Annotated in this window: 22 protein-coding genes; 15 read left to right on the forward strand and 7 right to left on the reverse strand. The window is 65.2% G+C overall.

The window, feature by feature from the left end; translation table 11 throughout:
* Positions 1-19: 19 nt before the first annotated feature.
* From ACX17K_RS09755 to ACX17K_RS09765, 3 genes are all read left to right on the forward strand, one after another.
* Positions 20-1,210 (forward strand): DUF3443 domain-containing protein, encoded by a 1,191-nt coding sequence (locus ACX17K_RS09755; RefSeq protein ID WP_493774633.1) that lies wholly within the window; start codon positions 20-22, stop codon positions 1,208-1,210.
* 209 nt (positions 1,211-1,419) lie between these two features.
* Positions 1,420-1,704 carry a hypothetical protein gene (locus tag ACX17K_RS09760; RefSeq protein ID WP_221665282.1) on the forward strand — a complete coding sequence of 95 codons (285 nt, stop codon included), beginning with the start codon at positions 1,420-1,422 and terminating at the stop codon, positions 1,702-1,704.
* Positions 1,705-1,747: 43 nt separating this feature from the next.
* The gene (locus ACX17K_RS09765) at positions 1,748-2,299 is read left to right on the forward strand and encodes a flavin reductase family protein (RefSeq protein ID WP_493774634.1); all 552 of its coding nucleotides are present in this window, start codon (positions 1,748-1,750) and stop codon (positions 2,297-2,299) included.
* A 105-nt stretch (positions 2,300-2,404) separates the two neighbouring features.
* On the opposite strand, the gene tyrS is transcribed toward ACX17K_RS09765, so the two are convergent.
* Entirely contained in the window at positions 2,405-3,679 is a 1,275-nt protein-coding gene (tyrS, locus tag ACX17K_RS09770) for a tyrosine--tRNA ligase (protein WP_493774635.1), read from the reverse strand.
* Between the two features lie 227 nt (positions 3,680-3,906).
* On the opposite strand from tyrS, the gene ACX17K_RS09775 reads away from it, so the two are divergent.
* Complete coding sequence (locus ACX17K_RS09775) at positions 3,907-4,563, forward strand: cytochrome b/b6 domain-containing protein (RefSeq protein ID WP_493774636.1); 657 nt, start codon at positions 3,907-3,909, stop codon at positions 4,561-4,563.
* A 136-nt stretch (positions 4,564-4,699) separates the two neighbouring features.
* Here the strand turns inward: ACX17K_RS09775 and dsbG are convergent, their stop codons facing one another.
* From dsbG to dsbD, 3 genes are read right to left on the reverse strand one after another with little or no spacing between them, the layout of a single operon-like run.
* Positions 4,700-5,461 (reverse strand): thiol:disulfide interchange protein DsbG, encoded by a 762-nt coding sequence (dsbG, locus tag ACX17K_RS09780; protein WP_493774637.1) that lies wholly within the window; start codon positions 5,459-5,461, stop codon positions 4,700-4,702.
* On the reverse strand, positions 5,458-6,279 hold the full coding sequence (locus ACX17K_RS09785) for a TlpA family protein disulfide reductase (protein ID WP_493774638.1): 822 nt from the start codon (positions 6,277-6,279) through the stop codon (positions 5,458-5,460). The genes dsbG and ACX17K_RS09785 overlap by 4 nt, the downstream gene beginning before the upstream one ends.
* Positions 6,276-8,039, reverse strand: a complete 1,764-nt coding sequence (dsbD, locus tag ACX17K_RS09790; RefSeq protein WP_493774639.1) for a protein-disulfide reductase DsbD — start codon at positions 8,037-8,039, stop codon at positions 6,276-6,278. The genes ACX17K_RS09785 and dsbD overlap by 4 nt, the downstream gene beginning before the upstream one ends.
* Positions 8,040-8,148: 109 nt before the next feature.
* Between dsbD and ACX17K_RS09795 the strand changes: the two genes are divergently transcribed.
* The gene (locus ACX17K_RS09795) at positions 8,149-8,814 is read left to right on the forward strand and encodes a response regulator (RefSeq protein ID WP_343479309.1); all 666 of its coding nucleotides are present in this window, start codon (positions 8,149-8,151) and stop codon (positions 8,812-8,814) included.
* Positions 8,811-10,115, forward strand: coding sequence for an ATP-binding protein (locus tag ACX17K_RS09800; protein WP_493774640.1), 1,305 nt, complete (start codon positions 8,811-8,813; stop codon positions 10,113-10,115). Before ACX17K_RS09795 ends, ACX17K_RS09800 begins: the two co-directional genes overlap by 4 nt.
* A gap of 134 nt (positions 10,116-10,249) precedes the next feature.
* Here the strand turns inward: ACX17K_RS09800 and ACX17K_RS09805 are convergent, their stop codons facing one another.
* Complete coding sequence (locus ACX17K_RS09805) at positions 10,250-10,690, reverse strand: c-type cytochrome (RefSeq protein WP_493774641.1); 441 nt, start codon at positions 10,688-10,690, stop codon at positions 10,250-10,252.
* A gap of 260 nt (positions 10,691-10,950) precedes the next feature.
* Positions 10,951-11,379, reverse strand: a complete 429-nt coding sequence (locus ACX17K_RS09810; protein WP_343479306.1) for a c-type cytochrome — start codon at positions 11,377-11,379, stop codon at positions 10,951-10,953.
* Positions 11,380-11,523: 144 nt separating this feature from the next.
* On the opposite strand from ACX17K_RS09810, the gene ACX17K_RS09815 reads away from it, so the two are divergent.
* From ACX17K_RS09815 to ACX17K_RS09840, 6 genes are read left to right on the forward strand one after another with little or no spacing between them, the layout of a single operon-like run.
* Positions 11,524-11,958 (forward strand): Fur family transcriptional regulator, encoded by a 435-nt coding sequence (locus tag ACX17K_RS09815; RefSeq protein WP_021475718.1) that lies wholly within the window; start codon positions 11,524-11,526, stop codon positions 11,956-11,958.
* 13 nt (positions 11,959-11,971) lie between these two features.
* Positions 11,972-12,889, forward strand: coding sequence for a CobW family GTP-binding protein (locus tag ACX17K_RS09820; RefSeq protein ID WP_493774642.1), 918 nt, complete (start codon positions 11,972-11,974; stop codon positions 12,887-12,889).
* On the forward strand, positions 12,886-13,077 hold the full coding sequence (locus ACX17K_RS09825) for a hypothetical protein (RefSeq protein ID WP_114072719.1): 192 nt from the start codon (positions 12,886-12,888) through the stop codon (positions 13,075-13,077). Before ACX17K_RS09820 ends, ACX17K_RS09825 begins: the two co-directional genes overlap by 4 nt.
* On the forward strand, positions 13,074-13,817 hold the full coding sequence (locus tag ACX17K_RS09830; RefSeq protein ID WP_493774643.1) for a metal ABC transporter ATP-binding protein: 744 nt from the start codon (positions 13,074-13,076) through the stop codon (positions 13,815-13,817). The genes ACX17K_RS09825 and ACX17K_RS09830 overlap by 4 nt, the downstream gene beginning before the upstream one ends.
* Entirely contained in the window at positions 13,817-14,692 is an 876-nt protein-coding gene (locus tag ACX17K_RS09835) for a metal ABC transporter permease (RefSeq protein ID WP_021475714.1), read from the forward strand. The genes ACX17K_RS09830 and ACX17K_RS09835 overlap by 1 nt, the downstream gene beginning before the upstream one ends.
* 16 nt (positions 14,693-14,708) lie before the next feature.
* The gene (locus tag ACX17K_RS09840) at positions 14,709-15,605 is read left to right on the forward strand and encodes a metal ABC transporter substrate-binding protein (RefSeq protein ID WP_493774644.1); all 897 of its coding nucleotides are present in this window, start codon (positions 14,709-14,711) and stop codon (positions 15,603-15,605) included.
* Here ACX17K_RS09840 and ACX17K_RS09845 read toward each other — a convergent pair.
* Positions 15,589-16,263 carry a sulfite exporter TauE/SafE family protein gene (locus tag ACX17K_RS09845; RefSeq protein WP_493774645.1) on the reverse strand — a complete coding sequence of 225 codons (675 nt, stop codon included), beginning with the start codon at positions 16,261-16,263 and terminating at the stop codon, positions 15,589-15,591. The genes ACX17K_RS09840 and ACX17K_RS09845 overlap by 17 nt on opposite strands.
* Before the next feature lie 353 nt (positions 16,264-16,616).
* On the opposite strand from ACX17K_RS09845, the gene ACX17K_RS09850 reads away from it, so the two are divergent.
* The 3 genes from ACX17K_RS09850 to ACX17K_RS09860 all read left to right on the forward strand — a co-directional run bounded on the left by ACX17K_RS09850 (position 16,617) and on the right by ACX17K_RS09860 (position 18,949).
* Entirely contained in the window at positions 16,617-17,402 is a 786-nt protein-coding gene (locus ACX17K_RS09850; protein WP_493774646.1) for an enoyl-CoA hydratase, read from the forward strand.
* 154 nt (positions 17,403-17,556) lie between these two features.
* Complete coding sequence (locus ACX17K_RS09855; protein WP_493774647.1) at positions 17,557-18,450, forward strand: LysR family transcriptional regulator; 894 nt, start codon at positions 17,557-17,559, stop codon at positions 18,448-18,450.
* Positions 18,451-18,487: 37 nt separating this feature from the next.
* A complete protein-coding gene (locus tag ACX17K_RS09860) occupies positions 18,488-18,949 on the forward strand; it encodes a hypothetical protein (RefSeq protein WP_493774648.1) in 462 nt (153 codons plus the stop codon).
* Positions 18,950-19,003 lie beyond the last annotated feature (54 nt).

Raw genomic sequence — 19,003 nt, forward strand, 5'->3', positions numbered from 1 at the left:
AATGATATCGATATGCCTGATGCTGTTGTTGAGCGCCTGCGGCGGTGGCGGCGGGGGAGGAGACAATCTATCCAATGGCAACAATAGCGGCAGCACCGCCTCCAATAGCGTGGCGATGACGGTGGACTCGGGGCCAAGCGGCGTGCAGGGGGCGTTCAACATTCCTTATGTCTCGGTCACCGTGTGCGCGCCGGGCAGCACCAGCAATTGCCAGACCATAGATCACGTCCTCGTCGACACCGGCTCCACTGGTCTGAGGATACTGGGGTCGGCTTTGAACTCTTCGCTGCTTTCCGGACTGGGTAGCCAGCAGGTGAATAGCCGCCAAGTCGTGGAGTGCATGCAGTTTGTCACGAGCATCACCTGGGGCGCGGTCAAACTGGCCGACGTCAAGATGGCGGGCAAGGTGGCGAGCTCGTTGCCGATGCAGGTGATATCGGACCCGGTTTATACCACGGTTCCTAGCGGCTGCGCGTCGCGGGGCACCAATGACGGCACGCTTGCGGGTCTTGAGGCGAATGGGATTCTTGGCGTCAGCCAGGCTCTGCAGGACTGCGGCGGCAGTTGTGCGAACAGCACGTCCAACAGCGTGTATTACTTATGCTCTGGAGCGTCCAGCTGTGTCGGCGGCGCGGTGCCTGTTTCGCAGCAGGTGGCGAATCCGGTGGCGGCGTTCAGCGGCGATAACAATGGCGTGCTGCTGCAGTTGCCCGGCGTGGCTGCAACCGGCGCGGCAACCGCGACGGGCTCGCTGACTTTCGGTATAGGCACGCAGTCGAACAATGCGATTCCCAGCGGAGCGCAGGCTTTTCCAGCCGCCAACTCCGGCTTTGCCATCAACACCAGTTACAAGGGCGTCAGCTATTCCAGTTTCATCGACAGCGGCTCCAATATCCTGTTCTTCCCGGATAGCAGCATAAGCACTTGTACGGTATATGGTTCGACTTGGTTTTGCCCGTCTTCGCAGCAGAATCTGAGCGCGGTGCTGTCCAGCGGCTCCAGCAGCAGCACTGTGAATTTCAGCGTGATCAGCGCGCAGTATCTGACGAGCAATAGTTATGCAGCCATACCCGGGATTGCGGCGCCAGCCACGGGTTCCTTGTCCACCCAATTCGACTGGGGCTTGCCGTTCTTCTATGGGCGCAGCGTGTTCATCGGCTTTGTCGGCGGCAGTAATCCCTTGGGATCCGGACCTATGTATATTTTCTGATCTAGTCCGATCTTGCGGCGCAACAATATCTGATCTATAACGCAATCGTCATCACGATGACATCTCCTCTGTCTTTGTGCTTGAGGATAATGGCAAACAGGCCCGGAACATTCCGGGCCTTTTTTTGTTATATGGGCAGCACGAAATATCAGTTAAGCCGGCATTCGTTCCATGCTACATTTCCATGTCATTTTTATTTCGGAACAAGCGTGAACGCGGCGAAGAAGATACGCCAGTTGCTGGATCAGAGCGAAGAGCCGGAACAGGTGGAGGTGTTGCTGCAAATGGTGGCCGGCTTGCAATTGGGGCAGCCGTTCGACCTGAGGCGGCTGTGCGGGATCGAGCAGTCCTATTTTGAGCTGGGCATGGCGCTATTGAAGGATTGGCACGCCGATCATCACATCGCCGCGCGCAGCAAGCTGGTCGAGTCCATTCTGGCGCGCGACCACGGCCTGCAGCGGCAGCTGTGCCATCTGGACGTCTCGGCCGGCTGACGCTTGCTGTTAGAATGGTCGTCTTTGCGCGACGGAGACGATCATGCTGGCGGATGTGGAACTGGCCAAATCCTATCGTTTGTTGAACCACGGGCCGACGGTGCTGGTGAGCAGCGCGGCGGGCGGCAGGCGCAATGTGATGGCGGCGGCCTGGGCGATGCCGCTGGATTTCGATGCGCCCAAGGTGCTGGTGGTGGTGGACAAGTCCACCTATACCCGCGAGCTGGTCGAGGCCAGCGGCGAATTCGTGCTCAACATCCCGTGCCGCGCCCAGGCGGCGCAGGTGGTGCAGGTCGGCAGCGAGAGCGGCCACGGGCAGGACAAGTTCGCGTCCAGCGGGCTGTCGCCTCTGCCGGCGCAGAAGGTGGGCGCGCCGTTGGTGGGCGGCTGCATCGCCTACCTGGAATGCAGGGTGGTGCAGGAGCCGCATAATCAGCAGCAGTACGATCTGTTCATCGGCGAAGTCGTGGCGGCCCAGGCCGACAACGAAGTCTATAGCGATGGCCGCTGGCATTTCGCCGATGACGCCAAGCGCAGCCTGCATTACATCGCCGGCGGCGCTTTCTTCGCCACCGGCGAAGCGTTCAGCGTGTAAGAAAAGAACCCGTTTACGATCGCAAACAGGCGCCAAGCGCCGTGACTGTGATCCGATAAAAAAAGCCCGCCATCACGGCGGGCTTTTTTGTTGGCGTCGAGGCGCTTACTGCCAATCCACCAGCGCGTACAGCTTCTTGCCGCGCTTGAGCAGCGAGTATTGGCCGAACAGACGCTCGCCGTCGCCGATCGCGTGCTCCAGGCTGTCCACCTTGATGCCGTTGACGCTGACCGCGCCGCTCTGGATGAACGTGCGCGCCTCGCTCTTGGACTTGGCCAGGCCGCCGGCGGCCAGCGCGTCGATCAGGCCGCTGGCGCTCTTGTCCAGGCGGATGGTCGGCAGGCCGTCCTGCGCCAGCTGGGCGAAGTCGTCGGCGGTCAGGCTGGACAGGTCGTTGCTGAACAGGCTGTGGGTGATGCGCTGCGCCGCTTCCAGCGCGGCTTTGCCGTGCACCAGCGCGGTCACTTGCTCGGCCAGGATGCGTTGGCCTTCCGGCTTGCCCTCGCGGGTCTTGTCGGCCTCTTCGATGGCGGCGATTTCGTCCACCGACAGGAAGCTGAAGTAGCGCAGGAACTTGTACACGTCGGCGTCGGCGGTGGAAAGCCAGAACTGGTAGAAGGCGTAAGGCGAGGTCTTGCTCGCGTCCAGCCATACCGCGTTGCCTTCGGTCTTGCCGAATTTGGTGCCGTCAGCCTTGGTGATCAAGGGCAGCGTCAGGCCGTACACCTGGGTCTGATGGATGCGGCGGGTCAGGTCGGTGCCGGCGGTGATGTTGCCCCACTGGTCGGAGCCGCCGATCTGCAGCTTGCAGCCGTGGCGGCGATATAGTTCGGCGAAGTCGTAGCCCTGCAGCAGGCTGTAGGAGAACTCGGTGAAAGAGATGCCCTGATCTTCGCGGGCGATGCGCTGTTGCACGGCTTCCTTCTTGATCATCGCGTTGACCGAGAAATGCTTGCCGATGTCGCGCAGGAACTCCAGCGCGCCCATCTGGCCGAACCAGTCGTAGTTGTTGGCCATGATGGCGGCGTTGCCGCCTTCGAAGGACAGGAAGGGTTCCACCTGTTTGCGGATCTTCTCCACCCAGCCTTCGATGATGTCCGGGGTGTTCAGTTTGCGTTCGGTGGCCTTGAAGCTCGGGTCGCCGATCATGCCGGTGGCGCCGCCCACCAGCGCCACCGGCCGGTGGCCGGCCTGCTGGAAGCGCTTGAGCATGAGAACCGGCACCAGATGGCCGAGGTGCAGGCTGTCCGCCGTCGGGTCGAAGCCGCAATAAAGCGTAACCGATTCCTTGTTCAGCAGTTCTTGCAGCGCGGCCATGTCGGTGGTTTGCGCGATGAGGCCGCGGGCCTCCAGATCCTGAAGAAGGGCGGTTTGCGTCATTTGACTGGGTCTCCAACACGGTAGAAAACAACGGCCCGTTGCGGGGCCGTCAGGGGATGCGGTTCCGACGCCGCTTCGCGTCGCCGGGAAAAACGTCCATCTTAACCGAAAATGGAGCGAATTGCGCCTTTGGGCGTAGAATAGCCATACCCGTAGCATGGGCGGGTTTGCCTGGATGCCGCATTGCGGCAAAATGTCGGGCGGGAAATCAGGAAAGGAAAAAATCGATGTCGCAGCAGGTCAAGGTATGGGATGTCCCCACTCGTTTGTTCCACTGGACGCTGGTGGGATTGTTCTGCGCCATGTGGTACTGCGCCGAGCAGGGCGGCGAATGGCTGCAATACCATATCTATTGCGGCGTGGCGCTGGCGTCGCTGCTGGTGTTCCGTCTGATCTGGGGCGTGATCGGCAGCCAGACCGCGCGCTTTTCCAGCTTCGTGCGCGGTCCGAAAGCCATCCTGCGCTATCTGAAGGGCGAACTGCCCGAGCGCGAAGCGCCGGGCCACAACCCGCTGGGCGGCTGGATGGTGGTGGCCATGTTGCTGGCGCTGTGCGCGCAGGTGCTGACCGGCTTGTTCGCCGCCGATGTGGACAGTTATCTGTATGACGGCCCGCTGGCCAAGCATATCGACAGCGGCTTGGCGGAATCCGCCACCGGCGCGCACAAGCTGCTGTTCAACGGCTTGTTGGGCCTGGTGGCGCTGCACATCGCCGCCATCGTCGTCTACCGGGTGGTGAAGAAGCAGAATCTGGTGGGGCCGATGCTCACTGGCTACAAGAAAATGGCCGGTGAGAAGCCTAGCCTGCGTTTTGCGCACGGCGCGCTGGCCTTGGCGGCGCTGTTGCTGTCGGCCGGCGGCTTGTATTTCGCGCTGCTGCGGTAAGCTCTAGCCGCCATAGTCTGCGGCGTGTCGTTGAAAACGGCTTTCGCTTGCGTGCCGATTGTCAGGTAAACGGCATGAGGCTGCCATCGCGGCGGCGCGTCGGTTGTGCGGCGCGCCGCCGTTGTATTTCAGCTTGTCAGCGGGGCCCCAGGATTTGCCGCAGGCTGCTGGTAGGCGGCGCGCCCTGCACCTTCTGCATGTTTCCCTTTTCATCCTTGAAGAAAATCATCGGCGTGGCGAACGCGCCGAAGCGCTCCATCAGCCGGTGGTTGCTATCCAGCTTGGCCTGGATGGCCGGCGGAATAGCGGCCAATGGTTTGATGCCGCCGCTGGCGTGTTGGCGCTCGTGGCGGTTGAAAGCGGCGGCCGGGTCGCTGTCGCCTAGAATGGCCGCCGCCTTGCCGGGGCTGTCCGGTTTGATGATGCCCACCATGATATGGCGGATTTGCACTTTTCCGGCGTTGACCCAGGGGCGGGCATCATTCCAGAACTTGTTGCAATAAGGGCAGTTGGGGTCGGTGAAGGCGTAGAGCACGCGCGGCGCTTTGCTGTTTCCATCGGCGATCCAGAAACTGCCTTCCAGCTGTTGCCATAGCGCTTGACTGAACTGTTTGTCCAAACCAGCCTGATCCCAAGCCTGCCCTTTGCCGTCCAGCATGGCGCCGACAATGGCCTGTTTGCCGTCGGCGGTGAGGTAGATGGTTTGCGGCCGGCCTAGATAGAGCGCGGCGTAGCCGGTCATGCCGCCGGGAGCGGCGAAGCGGTTCAGGATTTCATAGCCTTGCTGCTCCAGCGCCCGCAGCGGCGCGGGGAGGGGTTTGGCTGGGGCCGCCGGCGCGGGCAGGCTAAGCGGTAAGACCAATAGCGGCAGCAGCCAGTTTCGGAATGTGGCGGTCATCGGGTGTCCTTTGCAGAATGGGGGGCGTCGCGCAGCGCGGCCAGCTTGCTGGCCAGCGTGGCGGCGGAGAGTTCGCCCAAGTGGGTGGCGGCCAGGCGGCCTTGCGCGTTGAAAAACAGGGTGGTGGGCAGCGCGGCGGAGCCGTATTCCGCGCCCAGCGCGCCGGCTGGGTCCAGCAGCACATGCTCCAGCCGCAGCCCTTCCGCTTGCAGGTACTGGCTTACCGCAGCCTTGTCTTCACCCTGGTTGGCGAAGACAAAGCGGATGCCCGGCTCGTTTTTCTGGGCAGCCTGCAGGAGCGGCATTTCGCGGCGGCATGGCGGGCACCAGCTGGCCCACAGGTTCACCACCACGGGATGGCCCTGAGCCAAGGCCGGCAGCGACGCGGGCGCGCCGGACAGGCTGAGCAGGGTTTGATCGGAGAGCGGCGGCGCTTCCTCCCGCGCGAGCCAAGCCTGGGCGGAGGCCCAAACCAGCGCGCCGGCCAGCAACGCCGCCGTGAGCGGCTGGCGCAGGGCGGGCTGCGTCCAGCTGCGCCATAGCGCCACGGCCAAGGCGCCCAGCGCGCCGGCCCACAGCGCAAAGCCGCCGTCGCGCAGGTCCAGCATGCTCCAGGGCTGCGCCCGGTAGGGTTCGAACCAGATGGCGATAAAGCCCAGCCGCGCGGCCAGCGCGCCCCACAGCAGCATGTCGTTGAGGTGGCCGGCCACGCTGATGGCTTGGCGGCGACCGGCCAGCCAGCCCGCGCAATGGGCGGCCAGCAGCGCGGCGGCAGAGGGGATGGCCAGCGGGCCTAAGTGGAAGCTCAGCATGGTCATCCTTGTTCTTTGGCCCGTCTCAGGCGCGCGAGGAACTCATCGGCGCTCAATTTGCCGATGATGCGCTGCGCGCGGCGCTCCTTGCCGTCGGGGCCGATCAGCAGCAGGGTGGGCGGTCCCAGCACCTGGCGCGAGGACATCATCCGGCTGCTGTCGTCGTTGGCGGCGGTGACGTCCGGGCGCAGCAGGCGCATGCCGGCCAAGGCTTGTCGCACGCGGCTGTCGCCAAACACTTCATGCTCGATCTCCTTGCACGCCACGCACCAGTCGGCGTAGTAGTCCACCAGCGTCCATTGTCCCTGGGCGCGGGCGGCGTCCAGTTCCCGCTGCAAGGCGGCGGGATCGCGCAACGTGGTGAAGGCTTCCATCGCAGGGGCCGACGTGCTTGCCCCGGCGGGCGGAGAGAAGGCCAGGGGTTGCAGCGGATTGCCTTGGCCGGCGGCCGCGCCCAGCAGCATGGCGGCAGACCACAGTCCCAGCAAGATGGCGCTGCCGCGCAGCAGCCATTGCCGGCCGCTGGCTTGCCAAGGATGGCTGATGCGGAACAGTCCCGCCGCCACGGCGAACAGCCACGCGCCGGACAGGGCCAGCGCGGCGGCGGCTGGCAGCACCCGCGCCAGGAACCAGATGGCCATCGCCAGCAATACAAAGCCGAAAACACCCTTGACCCGATTCATCCACAAGCCAGGGCGCGGCAGCAGCTTGGGCCCCAGCGCGCCCACTGCGAGCAGGGGAACGCCCATGCCCAGGCCCATCGCCAGCAGCGCCAGGCTGCCCTTGAGCACATCGCCGCTTTCGCTGATGTACAGCAGCGCGCCGGCCAGCGGCGCTGTCATGCACGGGCCCACCAGCAAGGCCGACAACACGCCCATGCCGGCCGCGCCGCCAAGGGTGCCGCCTTGCTGGTGCTGGCTGGCTTGATTGAGACGGTCGCGCAGGAAGGCGGGCAACTGCAATTCGTAGGCGCCGAACATCGCCAGCGCCAACAGGACGAACAGGGCGGCGAACAGGCTCAGCGCCCATGGGGTTTGCAAGGCGGCTTGCAGATTGGCCCCCATGGCGGCGGCGGCCGCGCCCAGCGCGGCGTAGGTCAGCGCCATTGGCAACACGAAGGCCAGCGCCAGCGCGAAGCCGCGCCTGGCGCTGGCGCCGCTGCCGACGATCAGGCTGCTGAGTATTGGCACCATCGGCAGCACGCAGGGGGTGAAGGTCATCAGCAGACCCAGGCCGAAGAAGGCCAGCAGCGCCCAGGCGATGCCCGCTTGCGCCAGCCGGCCGGCCAACGCCTGGTCTTCGCCTTGCGCGCTGGCGGTGAAATTCGGCGCGATATCCGCTTCGCCCCCGGCCGGCGGCGCATCGTTTTGCAGCGTGATCACGCGGCTTTGCGGGGGATAGCACAGGCCGGCCTTGGCGCAGCCTTGCCAGCCTGTGCGCAGCTGGCGCGCTTTCTTGGCTTGCGCCAGCACTTCCAGGCGCTTGAAGTACACTTCCGATTCGCCGAAGAATTCGTCGGAAATAATTTGGCCCGTCGGCATCTCCAGCGAAGGCGCGTCGCCGGTCGGCACGGCTTCCACTTTGATGTTTTTCCGGTACAGATAGTAGCCGTCGCTGATGTCCCAGCTCAGCTTGACCTGGCCGTCGCCCAGCTCGGCCACGCTAAGGCGGAACGCTTGCTCCGGCGGCAGAAAATCGGTTTGCGCGCCGGCGGGCGTGGTCCACGACAGCGTGAGCAGGAGCAGGCTCCAGATTAAGCGCAACATCGGCATCTCCTCATGGTTGGGATGCCGGGAAGCCTGCTGGCGCGGGATTAAGGCAGCGTTAACCGTGGGATAATCCGCCGAGTGCAAGCTTGGCGGCAAGGAGGGCGACATGCGGGTATTGCTGGTGGAAGACAATGAACTGATCGCGCTGGGCATCGCCGCGGGTTTGCGCGCCCATGGCCTGGTGGTGGATGGCGTGGGCACGGCGGCGCAGGCGGAGGCGGCGCTGGCCACGCTGGACGCCGACGCCATGATTTTGGATCTGGGCCTGCCGGACGAAGACGGCATGCGTTTGCTGGCGCGGTTGCGCGCCAAAGGCATCGCCTTGCCCATTTTGGTGCTCAGCGCCCGCGACGGCGTGGCGGACCGGGTGGCCGGGCTGCGCGCCGGCGCGGATGATTATCTGCTCAAGCCGTTTGACCTGGACGAGCTGGTGGCGCGCTTGCACGCCTTGCAGCGCCGCGCCGGCGGCCGCAGCGTGGATGTGATGGAAGACGGCCCCTTGCGGCTGGACCCGCTTCGAGGAGAGGCTTGGCTTGATGGCCAGGCGGTACCGTTGGCGCGGCGCGAGCTGGCGCTGCTGGCGGCGCTGATGCAGGCGCGCGACCGCATCCTGAGCCCGGAGCAGCTCAAAGACCGGCTGTATGACTACAGCGAGGAAATCGAAAGCAATGCGCTCAACGTCCACATCCACCATTTGCGGCGCAAGCTGGGGCCGGAGATCGTGGAGACGGTGCGCGGCTTAGGGTATCGCTACGGGCGGGCCGGAGCATGAGCTTGCGCCTGCGTTTGCTGCTTTTGATCGGCGTGTCGCTCAGCCTGTTGTGGTGCGGGGTGGCGGCCTGGACCTTGCATGATCTGGATCGCCAGCTGCGCCGCACGCTGGATCAGCGGCTGGCGATGTCGGCGCAGATGGTGGCCGGTTTGATGGCGCAGCTGCCGTCGCCGCGCGCGGGGGTGTTGCCAAGCTTTGCCGGCATCCACGCCGGCATCGCCTGCCAGATCGTTTCGGTGCGCGGCGAGGTTTTGCTGCGCACGCCCGGCGCGCCCGAGGTGAAGGCGTCCCGTTTGCCGCTGGGCTACGCCGATCAGCAGATTGGCGGCGTGCATTGGCGCAGTTACACGGTGGAGGCCAATGGCTTGTCGGTGACTACCGCCGACAGGCTGACTGAGCGCGACGCGTTGTTGGCCGCGGTGCGCTGGGCCGCGGCCGTGCCCTTCATCGCCGCGCTGGCCGGCAGCTTGATCGCCTTGTGGTTTGGCGTGCGCCATGGGCTGCTGCCGCTGGAGCGCCTGCGCCAAGCGCTGTCGCGCCGCGCTCCGGATGCCTTGGAGCCGGTCGACTCCCGTAATTTGCCTGGCGATTTGCAGCCCTTGGTCGCCAGCCTGAACGACTTGCTGGGGAAAATGGCTTTGGCGCTTTCGCGTGAAAGGCGTTTGACCAGCGATGCGGCGCATGAACTGCGCACGCCGCTGACGGCGATCAAAACCCATTTGCAAGTGGCGCGCATCACCCAGGGGCATGACGCGCAGACTGCCTTGGAGCGCGCGGAAGAGGGCGCGGACCGATTGCAGAACACGCTCGGCCAGCTGCTTACCCTGGCGCGGGTGGAGGGCGAGTTTGACTGGGAGGACGGCGGCGTGGCCTTGGCGAACGAGGTGGTGGATCTGGCGGCGCGCGACGCCGCGCCGCGCCAACCTGAACGCATCGCCATCGGACCTTTGCCGCAGGCTCAGTTGGCGCTGCCGCAGGCGCTGGCGGTGACGGCGCTGCGTAATTTGCTGGACAATGCCTTGCGTTATTCGCCGCCAGGCTCGCTGGTGCGGCTGAGCGTCTGGAGGGAAGGTGCTTTCCTGAATTTTGAAGTGGCCGATCAAGGCCCGGGCCTATCCGCCGAGTGCATGGCCCGGGCCACGCAGCGGTTCTGGCGCGCGCGCCAGTCGGCGGATGGCGGCAGCGGCCTGGGGCTGGCGATTGTGGCGGCCATCATCGAACGTTTTGGCGGACGGCTGGCGCTGCGCGCGGAAGAGACGGGCGGCTTGTGCGTCATATTGACTTTGCCGGCGTGGGATTGATGTTGGCGGAGCGGCCGCGGGCAAGGTGTGTTGCGCGCGGTTGTCCCGCTCCAAAACCTTGAACAGACTCAAAAACGATCCAAACGACAAAGCCGGCATGTAGCCGGCTTTTTGATTCCCGTCGCGCGGCGCGCTTATTTTTCCGGGCCGCGAAAGGCGTCGTGACAGGTCTTGCAGTTCTGCGCCACCTGGCCGTAAGCCTTCTTGATGGCGGCCAGGTCGCCGGCTTTGGCGACGGTGGCGAGGTTGTCCACCGATTTCAGGAAAACGTCGCGGTCGGCCTGGAACTTGGCCGGCTGGCTCCAGATTTCCGGTTTGGCGCGGCTCTTGCCGGTGACGCTGTTCGCCGGGAAGTGCTTGAACGGTTCCGCGGCCAGCGTCTTCATCGCCTCCGCCTGCTGCTCGAACTTCGCCTTGTCGTAGGGCGCGCGCTCGCGCACCGCCATGCCCATCGGCTCGAAAGATTGCAGCAGCATCTTCTTGAAGGCCTGGCTGCGGATCTCGGCCGGCGTGTCGGCGTGGGCGGCGGGAATGGCGATCGCTGCCAGCAGCAGCGCGGTCAATGTCTTGTTCATGGCGTCTCGAATGGATGGCTATGCTTGTCGAATGCCGGCGCGGCGCGCCGTAAGAGCCTGTTTACGATCTTTCTGCGAGCATCACAGCCCAGCCAACAGGCCAGATGCAAGGCGGAGGGCGTAGGCCTTGGTGATTCCAAGGCCTAGTCTGGCAGCGCGGCTGCAGAAAATGACCGATGCCACAAAAGATCGTAAACAGGCTCTAAGCCGATTATATCGATGACGGCGGGAAATGGGGCCGGGTGGGCGGCCCAAAAGGATCAATCCTTGCGGAAATCCTTGTGGCAGGCCTTACAGGTCTGCTGGGTGGCGCCGAACTGGGCCTTGATCGCGGCCAGGTCGCCGGTCAGCGCCACTTGCTTCAGCTTGGCGGTGGCGGCCTTGTGGTTGTCGATGGCTTTCTGCCAATCGGCGGGCTTGCTCCAGATTTCCGGCTTGGCGTCGGTCTTGCCCGCGCCGCTGCCGGCCGGGAAGTATTGCCAGGGTTGCTGCGACAGCTGTTCCAGCTTGGCGGCCTGCTTGGCGAATTCGTCCTTGTTGTAAGGAGTTTCGCCTTTCACCATCTTGCCCATCTCGCCGACCACCGGCTTGTACTGCTTGAACGCCTCCTTGCGCTGGCTGGCCGGATCGGCGGCGAACGCCTGGCCGGCGATCAGCAGCGCCAGCGACGCCATTAACATCTTTTTCATCGAAAGCTTCCTTTTTTTGGCATGAAAAGACGCCCGCAGCCTATCACAGCGGGCGGACCGTCAAAACCCGCATTATGTAAATGGTTGAATGGTTGTGATGTTATACAGTAACATTCATTCACTATTTAGCCGATGCCTATACATATGGACCCCACCGTCTATCTCGCCGCCGCCGAGCGCCATTGCGCCGCGCGCGGCAGCAAGCTCACTGATCTGCGCCGCCAGGTGCTGGAACTGGTGCTGAACCGCAGCGGCGTGGTCAAGGCCTACCAGGTGCTGGCCGACTTGCAGCAGCAGCGCGGCTCGGCCGCGCCGCCCACCGTCTACCGCGCGCTGGACTTCCTGGTGGAGCATGGCCTGTTGCACAAGGTGGACGCGCTGAACGGCTTCATCGTCTGCGAGCATTTCGATTGCCAGCACGAGAGCCTGATCCTGGTGTGCGAACAATGCGGCCGCGTCAACGAAGTGGACGCCGCCAGCGGCCTGGCCCGGTTGCGCGAGATGGCGCAGGCCGCCGGCTTCGCGCTCAGCCCGCAAAACCTGGTGCTGGCCGGACGCTGCCAGTCCTGTGCCGCCTGAATCTGAAGAAATCATGAACAAGACCAAAGTCAATCTGTTTACCGGCTTTCTGGGCGTAGGCAAGACCACCGCGCTGCGTCACCTGATCGCCAACCGCCCGCAGCACGAGAAGTGGGCGGTGATCGTCAACGAATTCGGCGAAGTCGGCATAGACGGCGCCGCCTTGCTCAACGACGAGCTGGCGGTGGCCGAGATCGCCGGCGGTTGCCTGTGCTGCGTCGCCGGCCCGCAGATGACCGCCACCGTGGCGACCTTGCTGCGCCGCGAGAAGCCGGACCGCCTGCTGATCGAAGCCAGCGGCCTGGCCCACGCCGCCGGCGTCATCGACGAATTGCGCGCCAAGCCCTTGGGCGAAGCGCTGGAAGTGGCCGCGGTGCTGACGCTGGTGGACCCGCGCCAGTTCATTCAGCCCGATTACCACCGCCAGCCGCTGTATCGCGACCAGATTTCGATCGCAGACGTGCTGGTGGCCAACAAGATAGACACCGCCGACATTCCGACCATGGAAGCCTTCCGCGCGCAGGCGGCGGCGCTGTTTCCGCCAAAGTCGCTGGTCGGCGAGGTGCGTGACGGCCAACTGGACGTCGCCTGGCTGGACGCCGAGCTGGCGGCCAAGCCGCGCTACCGTCCGGCGGTGCTGCCTGACAACACGAGCGCGTGGCAATCGGCCGGCTGGACCTTCGAGCCGGAGCTGAATTTCGACGGCGAGCGGCTGACGCGGCTGTTCGACGACCTGCCCGCCAAAGTGCCGGGCCTGGTGCGCGCCAAGGGCGTGTTCCGCGTGCTGGACAGCTGGGTGTGGCTGAACTGGGCGGCCGGGCAGTGGGGCGCCGCTCAAGTGTCCTGGCGCCGCGACAGCCGCTTCGAGCTGATCGCGCCCGAATTCGACGCCGCCGCGGTGGAAGCCTGGCTGAAGGAGTGCCTGGAATGAGCGGACAACATTCGCACGAGCATGGGCACGGCCACGCGCACGAGCCGCACCGGCATGTGACCGCCTCCAATCTGCGACCGCCGCTGAGCCTGCTGGCCATGTCGGCCGGCCAGCGCGTCGCGCTGACGCTGCTGCCGCTGGCTGGCCTGTGGCTGCTGGTGTGGTGGGCGCTGAGGGAGCTGGCATGAGCATCATCCTGAACAATCTGACGGTGTCCTACCAGCGCCATCCGGCGGTGCACCACATCAGCGGCCGCTTCGCCGACGGCGACGCCACCGCGATTTTCGGGCCCAACGGCGCCGGGAAAAGCACCTTGCTGAAGGCGATGATAGGCGCGCTGACACCGGATTCCGGCCATGTGGATCTGAACGGCCACCGCCGCAGCGACATCGCCTACCTGCCGCAGCAGGCGGAGATCGACCGCAGCATGCCGGTCAGCGTGCTGGAATTGGTCGGCACCGGCCTGTGGCACCAGAGCGGCCCCTTCGGCCGAGTGGGGCGCGACGGCATGGCCCGCGCGATCGAGGCGCTGGAGCAGGTAGGGCTGGCCGACTTCGCGCTGAGGCCGATCGCCGCGTTGTCCAGCGGCCAGTTCCAGCGCGTGCTGTTCGCCCGCATCCTGGTGCAGAACGCCAGGCTGATCCTGCTGGACGAGCCCTTCAACGCGGTGGACGCCAAGACCACCGAAGACCTGCTGGGCCTGGTGGCGCAGTGGCGCGGCGAGAAGCGCACCGTGATCGCGGTGCTGCACGACGCGATGCAGGTGAGAGAGCACTTTCCGCACACGCTGCTGATGGCGCGCGAGGTGATCGCCTGGGGCGACACCGCCTCGGTATTGAACGATGACAATCTGCGGCGCGCGGTGGACACCGCCGCCCATTGGCAGTCCCAGGCGCCGGTTTGCGGCCTGGATGGAGTAAGCGCCTGATGCAACATTTGTACGATCTTCTGGTGTCGCCCTTTGTTGAATTCGCCTTCATGCGCCGCGCGCTGGCCGGCTGCCTGGCCTTGGCGCTGGGCTCGGGCCCGATCGGCCTGTTCCTGGTGATGCGGCGGATGAGCCTGATGGGCGACGCGATGAGCCATGCGGTGCTGCCGGGCGCCGCCATCGGCTTCATGTTCGCCGGCCTCAGCCTGCCGGCGATGAGCTTGGGCGGATTTGTCGCCGGCGTGCTGGTGGCCCTGCTGGCGGGTCTTGCCACCCGTTTCACCAGCATCAAGGAGGACGCCAGCTTCGCGGCCTTCTACCTGCTGTCGCTGTCGCTGGGCGTGCTGTTGGTGTCCAAGGGCGGCAGCAATGTCGATTTGATGCACATCCTGTTCGGCTCGGTGCTGGCGGTGGACGACGCCGCGCTGTACCTAGTGTCCGGCGTGGCCACGGTGACGCTGCTGACCTTGGCCGTCATCTACCGGCCGCTGCTGCTGGAGAGCCTGGACCCGGTCTATCTGCGCGCGGTGGGCGCGCGCGGCGCCTGGTGGCATCTGCTGTTCCTGATGCTGGTGGTGCTGAATCTGGTGGCCGGCTTCCAGTCGCTGGGCACGCTGATGGCGGTCGGCCTGATGATGCTGCCGGCGATCACCTCGAGGCTGTGGACCGAGCGCATCGAGGCCATGCTGGCGCTGGCGGTGGGCATCGCCTTCTTCAGCGGCCTGGGCGGCCTTCTGCTGTCCTACCACTTCGAATTGCCGTCTGGCCCCGCCATCATCCTGCTGGCCGGCCTGGTCTATCTGTTGTCCCTGTTGTTCGCGCCGGTGGGCGGGGCTTTGCCGCGCTATATCCGCGCGCGCCACCTTGAATCGTAAGAGTGAGGAAACACGCATGAAGAAGACTTTAGCCGCCTTGCTGCTGCTGGGCATGCCGGCGCTGGCCTTGGCCAAGGTGCCGGTAGTGGCCAGTTTCAGCATTATCGCCGACATGACCCGCGAGATCGGCGGCGACCGAGTGGAAGTGGTGTCGCTGGTGGGACCGGACCAGGACGCGCACGTGTTCCAGCCGTCGCCGGCCGACATCAAGAAGGTATCCGCCGCCAAGGTGCTGGTGACCAATGGCCTGGGGCTGGAGGGCTGGATGACCCGCCTCGACAAAGCGGCCAATTTCCGCGGCGCGATCGTGGTGGCCTCCAAGGGCATCAAGACCCGCCAGGCGCCGGAAGAGGAGCATGCCGACGAGGACCACGGCCATGACCATGGCGACGTCGATCCGCACGCCTGGCACGACCCGGCGCGGGTGCAGACCTATATCAAGAACATCAGCGCGGGGCTGATCCAGGCCGATCCGGCCGGCAAGGCCGAGTACCAGCGCCGCGCCGCCGATTACGCCGCCAAGGTGAAAGCGGTGGACGACTGGGCCAAGCAGCAGTTCGCCGCGGTGCCGGCGGCCAAGCGCAAGATGCTGACCTCGCACGACGCCTTCGGCTACCTGGGCGAGCGCTACCAGCTGAAGGTGCTGGCGATCCAGGGCGTCAGCACCGAGTCCGAGGCCTCGGCCAAGGGCGTCGCGCAACTGACGCGGCAAGTGAGGAAAGAGGGCGTGAAGGCGATCTTCATGGAGAATATGAGCGACGCCAGGCTGCTGAAGCAGCTGTCGGCCGAAGCCAAGGTGCGGATAGGCGGCAAGCTGTACGCCGACGCGCTGTCCGGCCCGAGCGGCCCGGCGGCCAGCTATCTGCAGCTGATGCGCTACAACGTCGACACCATCGTCAAATCATTCCGCTGACAAGCTGAGCCAGCTTCCAGGCGCCGATTCCCGCCACGCCCAGTCCGGCCGCCAGCCGCACTGGGCGTTTTTGCATCCAGCGGCGCAGGCCGTCGGCGAACACGCCCATCAGCAATAGATTGGGCAAGGTGCCCAGGCCGAAGGCCAGCATCATGCCGGCGCCGTTCCAGGCCGAGCCGCTGGCCAGCGCCGAGATCGACGCGCTGTACACCAGGCCGCAGGGCAGCCAGCCCCATGCCGCGCCGACCGCGACCGCGCCGCCGGCCGACCGCACCGGCAGCAGTCGGCCCACCAGCGGCTGAACCCGCCGCCAGACTGGTTGTCCCAGCTTTTCCAGCGTTACCACGGCTTGGGCGAATCCTGCCAGATAGAGGCCCATCGCGATCAGCATCAGATCGGCCAGCGCCGCCAGACCCAGCTGCCAGGCATGGGTGGAGGCCAGGCTGAGCCCGCCAGCGGCCAGTCCGCCCAGCAAGGCGCCGATCAGCGCGTAGCTGGCGACGCGTCCCAGATTGTAGCCGGCCAGCACCCGCCAGCGGGCGTAGCCGGGCGGCTGATGCAGGGTGAGCGCGGCGACGATTCCGCCGCACATGCCGACGCAATGCCCGCCGCCCAGCAGGCCGGCGAGGAACAAGATCCAGAAATTTGTCTCAATCATGCCGCAAGCACTTCAGGAAAGCTCTATGGTAACAGAGGGCATGACAGAGCGGCTTGAACCTGCCGATTTGGCTTGACGACGGGGTTTGCGGCGGTTTGTTCGATTCTTTTTGGCATTGTTGAAACAGTCATTCTACAAAAAAGGTTGAAGATAATTGTTTCGCCTACTGGCCAAAAGTACAGTTTGCAAAGAAAATGGCGGTTTGGGCGAGACAAGAAGGACGGCGCTGTCTATAAGGCGGACGCGGTCCAAGCCCGGAGCCAGGCTGGGATATGGGAGCGACTGCCGCGTAAGGCGGATCGATCCGGCCTGGGCTGCAATGAAAAGGAATGGGGATACATGAGGAACACAATATGGCCAGGTATCTGACACTTGAACGGCTGGGCAAATCGGCCATCATCACGCTTTCCAACCTGCCTGCCAATCTGCTGACGACCGATGGCCTGAACGAGCTGACGGCGACGCTGCAGGCGCTGAATGCGGATGATGACGTGCGTTCGGTGGTGATTACCGGCGCCGGCGACGCGTTTTTTTCCGCCGGAGCAGATTTGAAGCAGTTCGCCGCCGGCGACAAGGCCGCGGCGGATGTGGTGCTGCAGGCTTTCGCCAACGCGCTGCAAGCGATACGCGCCTACCGCGGCGTCACGGTGGCGGCCGTGAACGGATTCGCGCTGGGCGGCGGCCTGGAGTGCGCGCTGGTGTGCGACTACATCATCGCCGAGCGCGGCTCCAAGCTGGGCCTGCCGGAAGCCAAGGTCGGCCTGATTCCCGCCGCAGGCGGCACCAAGACGCTGGCCGACAAGGTGGGCGTGTCCTGGGCCAAGCGCATCATTCTGGGCGGCGAGGTGGTGTCGGCCGAGCAGGCGCTGAAGATAGGCCTGATCGAAGAGGTGGTGGATCAGGGCTTCGCCAAGATCGTCGCGGTCAGCCTGGCCAACAAGGTGGCGGGGCAGGGCCCGCTCGCGGTGGCCGCCGCGCGCAAGCTGATCGAAGACAGTCCCAATCTCAATCTGGACGAGCATCTGAAGCGCGAGCGCGCGGCGACGCTGGGCCTGGTGGGCGGTTCGGAACAACTGGAAGGCGTGGCCGCCTTCCTGGCCAAACGCGCGCCAGGCTGGGCGCAGGACGACGACGACTGAGCCGTCGCCGCTTTGCGAGCCGATATGACGCCAGCCGCCTGCGCGCAAGTTTTGCCGCCGGCGGCTTTGTTTTGGCGGCGTCGGTCATGTTAGCCTAGTCGCCATTTGGCATATTCGGCCGCGGACGCCTGCGGCCGGCATCGCAGGGGAGAACATGGAAATCTACCAGTTGCGCACCTTCGTCACCGTGGCGCAGCAAGGCCACCTGACGCAGGCTGCCGAGCTGCTGCATCTGTCGCAGCCGGCGGTGACCGCGCAGATCAAGGCCCTGGAGGAAGAAGTGGGCATGCAGTTGTTCGAGCGCAGCGCCGGCGGCGTCAGCCTGACCCGGGCCGGCCAGGAGTTGCTGCCGCAGGCGCAGGGCGTGCTGGCCGCCGCGCGCGACATCATCAACCACGCCAAGCAGCTGAAGGGCCAGCTGTCGGGGCAGGCGCGCATCGGCGTGACGCTGATGCCGGACATCCTGAAGCTGGGGCCATGGGTGGCGGCGCTGGCGGACGCCCACCCGCTGCTGGAGGTGAAGCTCACCCATGGCGTCTCGGTGGATGTGCTGAACCTGGTGCGCAAGAAGGAGCTGGACGCCGGTTTCTATCTGGGCAAGAACCCCTATATGAACGTCAGCACCGTGCCTTTGCGGATGCTGAATTTCCGCGTCGCCTTGCCGCCGGCCTGGGCGGGGCAGGCGGCGGAAGGGCGGCTGAAGGAGCTTGGCAAGCTGCCCTGGGTCGGCATCTCGCAGTTTTCCAGCTTGTCCAAGATCACCGCTGAGTTGTGGCGGGAACTCAATATCTCGCCTAAAAAGGTGGCGGAGAGCGATCACTTGTCTGTAATACTGGAGCTGGTGGCCGCAGGCGTGGGCGCGGCTCTGGTGCGCGAGGAAGACGCGCTGGCCTGGGAGGCCGCCGGGCGTATCCGGCTGGTGCCTGATCTGCGCAAGAGCGCCGAGCTGCAGTTTGTCTATCCGGCGGACCGGACCGGCGATCCGGTGCTGGAAACCTTGTTGCGCGAGTTGCTGGCGGTCTGGGAGCTTCCCTGTCCGCAAACGTGAGTCCGGGCGCGCGAGCGCCGTCGAATGAGGAGGCCGCATGGCCAGCGGGATAGTCGGAGCGATGGAAACGTATTGCGGCGCGGTGGAACAGGGGCAGCGCCGCTGGCTGGACGCGCAGCAGGAGGCGTGCAGCTGTTGGCTGTCGTCGATCACGCCGAGCTTCGCCTTGTCGGAAGGGGAGATGGAGCGGCGGATCGATGGAGGATTGCTAGCGGGCGCCTCGATATGGCAGGCCCAGGCAGACATCCAGCGCGGATTGATGCAGGCTGCCGAAAAGCTGTGGACCGAGATGGGACGCAGCATCGCGCGACAGCTGCCCGATGACGGCGCGGCGCCGATCGCGGCGGTGCGCCAGGCGCTTGAGGTGGGCTGCGCTTCCGGCGCCGCCTTGTCCAAAGCGTCGCGGCAGGCCGGGCATTTCGCCGCCACCAATCTTTCCGCCACGCCGCTGAAGGCCGCGCGCGACGTGCGGCGGGTGTTGAGGCAGAGGAAAGCCTGAGACGATTTCACGATTTCCGAGGGCGAGCGTTCTTGTCGGCGTCAACCCAAGGAG

It is taken from the genome of Chromobacterium sp. INPA-IVC (assembly GCF_059047085.1).

Bases quoted from the DNA above. Each gene is read 5' to 3' on its own strand.
- ACX17K_RS09795 (WP_343479309.1), top strand. From the start codon at position 8,149: ATGCGGGTATTGCTGGTGGAAGACAATGAACTGATCGCGCTGGGCATC.
- ACX17K_RS09845 (WP_493774645.1), bottom strand. From the start codon at position 16,263: ATGATTGAGACAAATTTCTGGATCTTGTTCCTCGCCGGCCTGCTGGGC.
- ACX17K_RS09830 (WP_493774643.1), top strand. From the start codon at position 13,074: ATGAGCATCATCCTGAACAATCTGACGGTGTCCTACCAGCGCCATCCG.
- ACX17K_RS09835 (WP_021475714.1), top strand. From the start codon at position 13,817: ATGCAACATTTGTACGATCTTCTGGTGTCGCCCTTTGTTGAATTCGCC.
- ACX17K_RS09820 (WP_493774642.1), top strand. From the start codon at position 11,972: ATGAACAAGACCAAAGTCAATCTGTTTACCGGCTTTCTGGGCGTAGGC.
- dsbG (WP_493774637.1), bottom strand. From the start codon at position 5,461: ATGACCGCCACATTCCGAAACTGGCTGCTGCCGCTATTGGTCTTACCG.
- ACX17K_RS09860 (WP_493774648.1), top strand. From the start codon at position 18,488: ATGGCCAGCGGGATAGTCGGAGCGATGGAAACGTATTGCGGCGCGGTG.
- ACX17K_RS09810 (WP_343479306.1), bottom strand. From the start codon at position 11,379: ATGAAAAAGATGTTAATGGCGTCGCTGGCGCTGCTGATCGCCGGCCAG.
- dsbD (WP_493774639.1), bottom strand. From the start codon at position 8,039: ATGTTGCGCTTAATCTGGAGCCTGCTCCTGCTCACGCTGTCGTGGACC.
- ACX17K_RS09825 (WP_114072719.1), top strand. From the start codon at position 12,886: ATGAGCGGACAACATTCGCACGAGCATGGGCACGGCCACGCGCACGAG.
- ACX17K_RS09785 (WP_493774638.1), bottom strand. From the start codon at position 6,279: ATGACCATGCTGAGCTTCCACTTAGGCCCGCTGGCCATCCCCTCTGCC.
- ACX17K_RS09805 (WP_493774641.1), bottom strand. From the start codon at position 10,690: ATGAACAAGACATTGACCGCGCTGCTGCTGGCAGCGATCGCCATTCCC.
- tyrS (WP_493774635.1), bottom strand. From the start codon at position 3,679: ATGACGCAAACCGCCCTTCTTCAGGATCTGGAGGCCCGCGGCCTCATC.
- ACX17K_RS09775 (WP_493774636.1), top strand. From the start codon at position 3,907: ATGTCGCAGCAGGTCAAGGTATGGGATGTCCCCACTCGTTTGTTCCAC.
- ACX17K_RS09800 (WP_493774640.1), top strand. From the start codon at position 8,811: ATGAGCTTGCGCCTGCGTTTGCTGCTTTTGATCGGCGTGTCGCTCAGC.
- ACX17K_RS09815 (WP_021475718.1), top strand. From the start codon at position 11,524: ATGGACCCCACCGTCTATCTCGCCGCCGCCGAGCGCCATTGCGCCGCG.
- ACX17K_RS09840 (WP_493774644.1), top strand. From the start codon at position 14,709: ATGAAGAAGACTTTAGCCGCCTTGCTGCTGCTGGGCATGCCGGCGCTG.
- ACX17K_RS09850 (WP_493774646.1), top strand. From the start codon at position 16,617: ATGGCCAGGTATCTGACACTTGAACGGCTGGGCAAATCGGCCATCATC.
- ACX17K_RS09765 (WP_493774634.1), top strand. From the start codon at position 1,748: ATGCTGGCGGATGTGGAACTGGCCAAATCCTATCGTTTGTTGAACCAC.
- ACX17K_RS09855 (WP_493774647.1), top strand. From the start codon at position 17,557: ATGGAAATCTACCAGTTGCGCACCTTCGTCACCGTGGCGCAGCAAGGC.
- ACX17K_RS09755 (WP_493774633.1), top strand. From the start codon at position 20: ATGCTGTTGTTGAGCGCCTGCGGCGGTGGCGGCGGGGGAGGAGACAAT.